The following is a 7,093-nucleotide window of genomic DNA, read 5'->3' on the forward strand; positions in this document are numbered from 1 at the left end:
GTTGGGCCTTGCGACTAACACCAGGGCCCGGCACAGCTCCCAACCTATTTTGTGGCGGGGCCATTGCGGCCGGCCGCCCGGCGGGTGGGGTGTTTGGGGGGCCCCGGCGGGGCGGGCCCCGCCAACGATGGCACGTTCAGTCTGCTGCGGTCTGTCGGCGGTCGACGCGGGCCCGTTCGTACTCGTGGTCGAGGGCGTCCAGGGTGGCGGGGTCGACTGCGGTCGCGGGCTCTGCGGAGAGGTGCTCGCGCCATAGCTTGATCTGCACTCGCCGGATGCCGAAGTTGAAGGCCCAGCTGTCGTCATAGAGGACTTCTCCGCCCCGCTCGTACATGAGGAGGAGGGGCTCGAATGGATCTGGCAGGACCGGAAGTTGCACCCCCGGTGTGTTCCGCAGCGTCGCCCACCGTACGGCCGCGCGGCAGACGAACACGGCCGAGACGCCGTCGACGTGCTCCTCGACGTACTTCTCAAGCCGCTCGGCCGTCGCGGGGTCCACCCGGACTTCCGGGGCCAGGGCCCCCGCGATGTCGAAGTACGGCCACCTCGGCGGACCGCCCAGCACCTCGGCCCAGAGCGCGGCGCGGCGAAGGTACTCGACCATCAGTCGGGACCGGGAGCCCGCATGCGCGTCGTGGCCCGCCCGGTGCGTCCAGTTGATGGCGGCCAGGCGGTCCATCATCGCCGTGCTCATGCCGTGTCGGCCCTTTCCTGCGGGGGTTGGTCAGCTGTGGCCGGCCGACTGGTTACTGCGATCTGCCAGTGCGTTGAATTCGGCCCACTTGCGCTCGTCTAGCGAGTCGAGGGCTTCGTCGTTCAGCTCGACAATGGGGGTCGGGGACAGGTGCGTGCGCCAGTTGCCACGCGGGACCATGATCACGCCGAAGTCGATGAAGCCGTTGGTGAGGCGGAAGTTGGAGCCGCCGCGCTCGTAGAGTCGGAGCAGGGGCTCGAAGGGGTCCGGCAGCGGGTGCAGCCGCACCCCGGGCGTGCTGGTCAGGGCTGCCCACTGGACGGCGGCCGCGCCGCTGTCCATGGCGTACGACGAGCCGGAGGCTTCATCGATGAAGTCCTCGATGTCCGCGATCACCGCAGGATCGGCATGGACGGCGGGGTTCACGATTTCCGCGAGGTCGAAGAAGGGCCACCGCTGAGGGTCTCCGTAGACGTCGAGCCAGAGCGCGGCCCGCCGGAAATACTCCTCCATCAGCGCCGCGCGGGAGTAGCTCTTCTCTAGGGCCTCGACAGGCGACCTCCAGCTGATGGCCTTGAGACGATCAACCATGGACTGCACAGCGTCCGAACTCATTTGAGGCCGTGTCCTTTCGCGCGAGCGCTCGGACGGTTCGGAGTGTTGGCGGCTCCGGCCGGGCCGGAGCCGCCAACGTAGGCAGCTGCAGTCGGGTTCCGCAATGGAAAACGGGCCTAACCTTCCTCGTTGTCCACGGCGTCGAGAGTGTCGGTATCGAGGGAGATCGCCGGCTCTGCGGAGAGGTGCTCACGCCAGGGCTTGATCCGTACGGATCGTCCGCCGAAGTTGAAGGCCCGGCTCTCGTCGGCGATGACCTCCCCACCTCGCTCGTACACGAGGAAGAGGGGCTCGAACGGATCCGGCAGGTCGGGAAGTCGCACCCCGGGAGTGTCCCGAAGAGTTGCCCACCGGATAGCCGCGCGGCAGGCGTTCTCAGTTTCGATGCCGCCGACGTGTGCCATAAGGAACTCCTCAAGCCGCTCGGCCACCTCGGGGTCCACCCGGACGTCCGGGGCGAGGGCCCCGGCGATGTCGAAGATGGGCCACTTCGGCGGACCGCCCAGCGCCTCGGCCCAGAGCGAGGCCCTGCGAAGGTATTCGATCATCAGCCGGGACCGGGAGGCCACATGCGCATTGCGGCCTTCCAGGTTGGTCCACCTGATGTCGGCCAAGCGTTCCATCATTGCGTCAGTGAGACTTTTGCTCATTTGCGTGCCACCACTCCAGGGCCGATTGGGCCAATAGATCGATATTTGAGAGGTTTTTTGCGATCGGCACGTCTGGCGGCTCGATCCCGAGCCCCCTCCAGTGCTTCAGCGTGCCGTCGAGCGTGTGATCGAAGCTGCTCCCGGATTCCGGGGCCAACTCGTGTGCACCGACATTGCCCGGGAGAGGTTTGTAGTCATCTACCCATGCGCTTGGATCCTCCGAACGGTACGGTAGACCGGCCTTCATGAGGAGGCTCTCGACGTATTCGTGGGCAATGATGCCACGGACGATTCCGGCGGTCGACTCCGAGACATTCCAGTTCCTGGCGCGAAGCCAGTAGGTGGCCAATGAGCTGTGGGCGCTGAAGTACTCCCCGTCGACTGCCTTTCCGGGGCCGAACTGAACCTTGTGCTTGGTCAGGAAAAGGTGCTCCTTGGCCTTGGCGACGATATTCTCATCGATCTCCAAGTTCTCGGCGATCCGAGGTACATCGTCCGTCATCGCGCGGATCTGCTCGTATTTCGGCAGTGCCTCCGGGTCGCTTAGTGTGGCGTATTCCGCTTTGAGGTCCCCGGCCGGGATGCCTTCCGAGCTCGGCGGAACCCGGTCCGGAGTCAGGTTCGCGCCCGAGGTGCCGGGGCGCACTCCGCCGGTTGGCTCGGTCGGCGCAGGAACCTCGGGCCGCTTGGTGGAGCTGCGTGGTCCTGCCGCGCCGCCGACGGCGCCGAGGATGAGGTCCAGCGGCATGACCGGGCCGGTCTTGAAGGCCGCGTCGTAGCCGTAGCTGAGGCCTGCGCCGGTGACCATGCGGCCGGGGAGGGTGTCGGCGGCGTTCGCGACCTTGGCGAGGCCGGCGAGGGCGACGGAGGCGTTGTCGGCGCCTTCGGCGGCGGCTGCGAGGGCCTTTCCGCCCGCGCCGAGGCCGCCGCCGGCGCCGCCCATGATGCCGCCGGTCTCGGCGGAGTCGAGGGCCTCGTTGAAGCTGTAGCCGCCGTCGTCGAAGAACTCGACCCGGATCGGCTGGGCGACGGCGAGGTCGACGGTGATGGCCTCGACGGCGCCGAACGCGGCGCCGACCAGCACGGTGGCGGCGATGGTCGCGATGGTCTCGGAGACGGTCACGCCCAGGCCCGCGGCGGTGGCGACGATGGCGGCCGCGGCGCCCCCGGCGGCGGCCTCGGAGAGCCCGGCTGTGAAGAAGGCGAGGGCGGTGCCGGCGACGAGGGTGGCGCCGACGATCGTGGCTTCCTCTTCGAGTTTCTTGATCGCCTTGTCGACCTCGGTGGCGAAGTCCCGCAGGGCCTTGGCGAGGCTGCGGCAGGCGTCGGCGGTTTCGGGGAGCCAGCCCTTGCCCTTGCCGGCGCTGTCCTTGCCGCCGTAGTACTGGCCCCAGAACTTCCCGAAGGCGTCGATGGCGGGGCCGTGGTTGTTCGCGACGATCGCGGCGGCGGCCTGGTTGGTGGGCACGGTGACGTTGTCGATGGCGGTGGCCATCGCCTCCCAGGCGTCCGCGACCTTGCGCAGCTTGTCCGGGTCGGCGTCCGGCCACCACATGCCGGTGAGCTTCTGGACGGCCTTCGCCGCCGTGGACTCACCCACGCGCTGCTCCCGTCCGGGAGCGGGCGCCGCTCATATCGTCATGTTCTTTTTGGCCTGGTTGTCGGCGCCGGTGTGGTTGTCGGCGTGGGCGTGCAGCCCCTCGTTGATGCTGTTCAGGCCCTTGACCAGGACGTCGAGCGCGGAGAGCACGTGGTCGTGCGGGGTGTTGTAGGCCGTCGCGAACTCTTGTCGCTGCCCCAGGGGGCCCCGTCCTCGGTGAGGCTCTTCTTGAGCTTGTCGAGCGCGTCCTTGAGTGCCTTGCTCTGGGTCTCAAAGGTCGGCGCGGCGTCCTTCAGATCACCCGGCGCGATCTTGAACTGCGGCCCGCCGGCCTTCGCTGCGTCATCTGCCATGGCGTCATCCCCCGTACTTCTTGTCGCGTCATTAGCAGTGAGGGGTGAGATGCCTGGTCAGAGGGCCGGGGTTGTGGACGGTTCGTGTGACGACCGTCACTTTGCGGGTTCTGGGGGATTTCTTGACCAAGTGTTAGAGGATCAGGCCGCCCAGGGCGAAGACCGCGACGACCAGGAGGATGACCAGCCCCTGCGGCCGCTTCCGGTCCTCGTCGCGGGCCAGTGCACCGTCGGCCGCCATCGCGGCGAACGGATACGGGACGGCGACCATCAGGGCCAAGCCGAGGTTGTCGCGGACGAGCAGGAAGAGCAGGAGCCAGGGCACCGAGACCGCCGTCGCCACCGCGGCGAGCGGTAGCCCGTCAAGTCGGCGCAGGCCCTCCCGCCAAGGTCCGGCCGGGCGGGGCATCCGGCGTGGACGGCTGTCGATGTGAGCGAACCAGAGGAGGATGAGCGCGAAGCCTGCGTTGAGCCCGATGGCGAGCCAGAGGGAGGCCGGTGAGTCGGCCTCACCCGGGAGCTTGGGCGCGACGCGGCCGGCCGGGTCCATCCGGACGGTGACCGTGTCGCCGGACTCGAACCGCTCGGAATCGGGCTTCAACGGCCCGCCCGGGACGGTTCCTTCGCCCCTCGACACGAGGGTGTACGTACGCGTCGTCGATCCGCGCGAGGACTTTTCGACGTGCTCGGTGACGACCACGGCGCGCACGTCCCGGCCCGAGGACAGCACCATGTTGTGCCAGGCGTCCGCACCCGCCCCGGTGGCCATCAGAAGCACGAGGACGGCCAGGGCCAGAGAGCCGCCGACCTCCTTGAACTCGGGGTCGCTGCCGGGAGCTCCGAGCTTCGAGACTCCGATACCCACCGCCACGAGGTACAGGAACCCCAAGGCGACGGCCACGATGGTGCCGACGTAGACGTACGCGAGGACGACGCCGACGTACAGGCAGGTCAGGATGCCGATGAGCGCGAGGGCGCGGCGGAGCCAACCGTTGCCGGTGCGCGTGGTCCGGTCGCCTCGGGTGACGGTCATCCGAAGGCCTTCCGGATGTTGTCCCACTGCTCGGGCGGCAGATCGTCGAGACTCGTGTCCCGGGGCGGGTGGAAGGAGATACCGCGGAACGCTTCGGCGAGCAGCGGCAGCCACTCGGGCCAGTAGTCGAGGTCCTCGGTGGTGAAGACCGCGACGACCACGTGCGGGCTCCACGGGTGCGGGATCAGCAGTTCGAGCTGACGCACCGTGCTGACGGTGGACTCGGGCACGCCCCACACCACGCCGGGCACCGGGACGGTCAGCTCGCGGGCGGCGAGGGCGGCGCGGCCGAGGGGCAGGTCCACCACGCCGACGTCGGCGTCCGGCCAGGCCTCGGCCAACTCCTCGGCGGCGCGGTCGGGGTAGCTGCCGCGTGGGCCGAGTTCCTGCGGGCGGACGAAGACCGCGAACATGCCGTGGATCGGCTCGCCGTCCTCGGCCCGGACCAGGCAGCTGGAGACATGGACGGCGCCCTCGCGCAGCTGCGCCTGCAGGGCGGTTTCGGCGGCGATCACGACGCTGAGCTTCTGCTCGGGGTGAGCAGTCGGGAAGACGGTGTCCAGGATCTCCGCCGTGCGTTCCATCCGGTCGCCGGGGTCCTCGTCCAGGTCGAGGGAGGTGAAGCCCGCGGGCAGGGACAGCCAGAACGGGGGGACCGTGGACTCGGAGGTCTCAACGGCCATAGCCCGCCGCCCATCCGCCCATGCCGAGCAGGCTGCCGACGGCGGCCACGGTGCCGACGACGGGATAGAGCTTGCCACCGCCGGAGCCGACGCCGACGGAGCCGACGACATTGTTGGCGCCGGTGGTGTAGTTGACCGCGCCGTTGAGGTCGTCGCTCGGGTTGTCCTTGGTGAGGGCGTATGCGGTCGGTGCGTTGAGCCCGGCGGTGGTGACGGCCTGGACGCCGTCGGAGATGTCCATCGCAGTTTCCTTGGAGACCCCGTACTTGATGGCCTGCTTCTCGATCGTCTTGGTGAAGATCGGATTCGCCGGGTCGGCGGCTCGGGCGGCGACCCGGACCTCGGTCGTTCCGGCGCTCACCGTTCCACGCAGGCCCGCACCGGCAGCGCTCGCTTCCCGGGCCGCGGTCCAGCCGGACTTGGCGACGCCTGCTCCGGGGATCGCGCCGAGGAGGTCACCGCCCAGCGTCAGCCAGTTGCCGATGTTCTTCTGCGGCGGAAGGAGCTTTCCTTCGGCGATGAACTTGGTCCCGTGCCAACCCGCCGCCGCGACGCTCAGCAGGATCGCCGGCAGGGCGAACGCCGGGAAGAAGATCGCCGCGACGCCGCAGACGCCCGCGGCCACCGTCAGCAGGTCGGCGCCGTGGCTCTTCAGCCAGGTGCCGACCTTGCTGAGCCGGCCCGGCTCCGGTGGGGCCTTGCTGTCGGCGGCCTTGCGGATGGCGGTGGCGGTCTTGCGGGCGTCGGACTTGTGGCCTTCGGCGAGCTCGTGGGCCTGGCTCTGCAGGCCGGTGAGGGTCGAAGTGGCGCTGTTGACCAGCCTGGTGGCCTCGTCGAGGTGCTTCTTGGCGGCGGTGTAGCGCTGTTCGGCGGCGGCGAGGGAGGCGTCGTCGGGGAAGCTCCTGCCGGCCAGTTCGAGGTCGGGGGCGGCGGCCGCGGTGCGGTGGGCCTGTTCGGCCTGTTCCTTGCCCTGCTTGGCGGCGACCGCGGCGCGGGCCAACTCGGCGGCCTTGGGCTGGTGTTCGTTGAGCGTCTGGTACCAGGTGTCGAGGGCCTGGTAGGCGGCGGTGATGGAGTCGGCGGCGTCCTGGAGGTAGCCGGGGAGCTTGCCGAACTGGGCGGCGAAGGACTTGGCGGCCTCGCCGGTCCACTGGCCCTGGTTGTCGGAGATCTGGGTGAGCGTGGTGTGGACGCCGGTCAGGTGCTGGGAGACCCGGCGCAGGCTGCCGCTGAGGCCGGCCACGGCGGTGGGGTCGCCGGGGGCCGGGTCGAAGCCGAGGCCGTGGAGTTGCCCCGGTCTGACAGACACCGGTGGGCTTGCGAGCTACGCGACTGCGTAGAGCACTCTATGTGGTGGCTTCGCGGTGTGACGACGTTCGAACTCGGCCGGGCTGAGCTGGCCGTTCGCCGAATGGCGGCGCCGGGGGTTATAGAAGCCCTCGATGTAGGCGAAGAGGGCCTGCTC

8 protein-coding genes are annotated in these 7,093 nt (G+C 69.2%); all 8 read right to left on the bottom strand.

The window, feature by feature from the left end; genetic code table 11:
* Window positions 1–136 precede the first annotated feature (136 nt).
* Complete coding sequence (locus ACGF12_RS06415; RefSeq protein WP_393026301.1) at window positions 137–694, bottom strand: hypothetical protein; 558 nt, start codon at window positions 692–694, stop codon at window positions 137–139.
* A 30-nt stretch (window positions 695–724) separates the two neighbouring features.
* Window positions 725–1,309, bottom strand: coding sequence for a hypothetical protein (locus ACGF12_RS06420; protein ID WP_393026304.1), 585 nt, complete (start codon window positions 1,307–1,309; stop codon window positions 725–727).
* A gap of 116 nt (window positions 1,310–1,425) precedes the next feature.
* Window positions 1,426–1,923: a hypothetical protein gene (locus ACGF12_RS06425; protein ID WP_393026307.1), complete on the bottom strand. Its 498-nt coding sequence runs from the start codon at window positions 1,921–1,923 to the stop codon at window positions 1,426–1,428.
* Window positions 1,924–1,939: 16 nt separating this feature from the next.
* Complete coding sequence (locus ACGF12_RS06430; RefSeq protein WP_393026309.1) at window positions 1,940–3,559, bottom strand: hypothetical protein; 1,620 nt, start codon at window positions 3,557–3,559, stop codon at window positions 1,940–1,942.
* Window positions 3,560–3,672: 113 nt separating this feature from the next.
* Window positions 3,673–3,912 (bottom strand): hypothetical protein, encoded by a 240-nt coding sequence (locus ACGF12_RS06435; RefSeq protein WP_393026312.1) that lies wholly within the window; start codon window positions 3,910–3,912, stop codon window positions 3,673–3,675.
* A 133-nt stretch (window positions 3,913–4,045) separates the two neighbouring features.
* Window positions 4,046–4,945: a hypothetical protein gene (locus ACGF12_RS06440; RefSeq protein ID WP_393026315.1), complete on the bottom strand. Its 900-nt coding sequence runs from the start codon at window positions 4,943–4,945 to the stop codon at window positions 4,046–4,048.
* Window positions 4,942–5,628 (bottom strand): hypothetical protein, encoded by a 687-nt coding sequence (locus ACGF12_RS06445; RefSeq protein ID WP_393026316.1) that lies wholly within the window; start codon window positions 5,626–5,628, stop codon window positions 4,942–4,944. The genes ACGF12_RS06440 and ACGF12_RS06445 overlap by 4 nt, the downstream gene beginning before the upstream one ends.
* On the bottom strand, window positions 5,618–6,937 hold the full coding sequence (locus ACGF12_RS06450; protein WP_393026319.1) for a putative T7SS-secreted protein: 1,320 nt from the start codon (window positions 6,935–6,937) through the stop codon (window positions 5,618–5,620). Before ACGF12_RS06450 ends, ACGF12_RS06445 begins: the two co-directional genes overlap by 11 nt.
* Window positions 6,938–7,093 lie beyond the last annotated feature (156 nt).

Source organism: Kitasatospora sp. NPDC048296, assembly GCF_043201815.1.
GTDB lineage: Bacteria > Actinomycetota > Actinomycetes > Streptomycetales > Streptomycetaceae > Kitasatospora.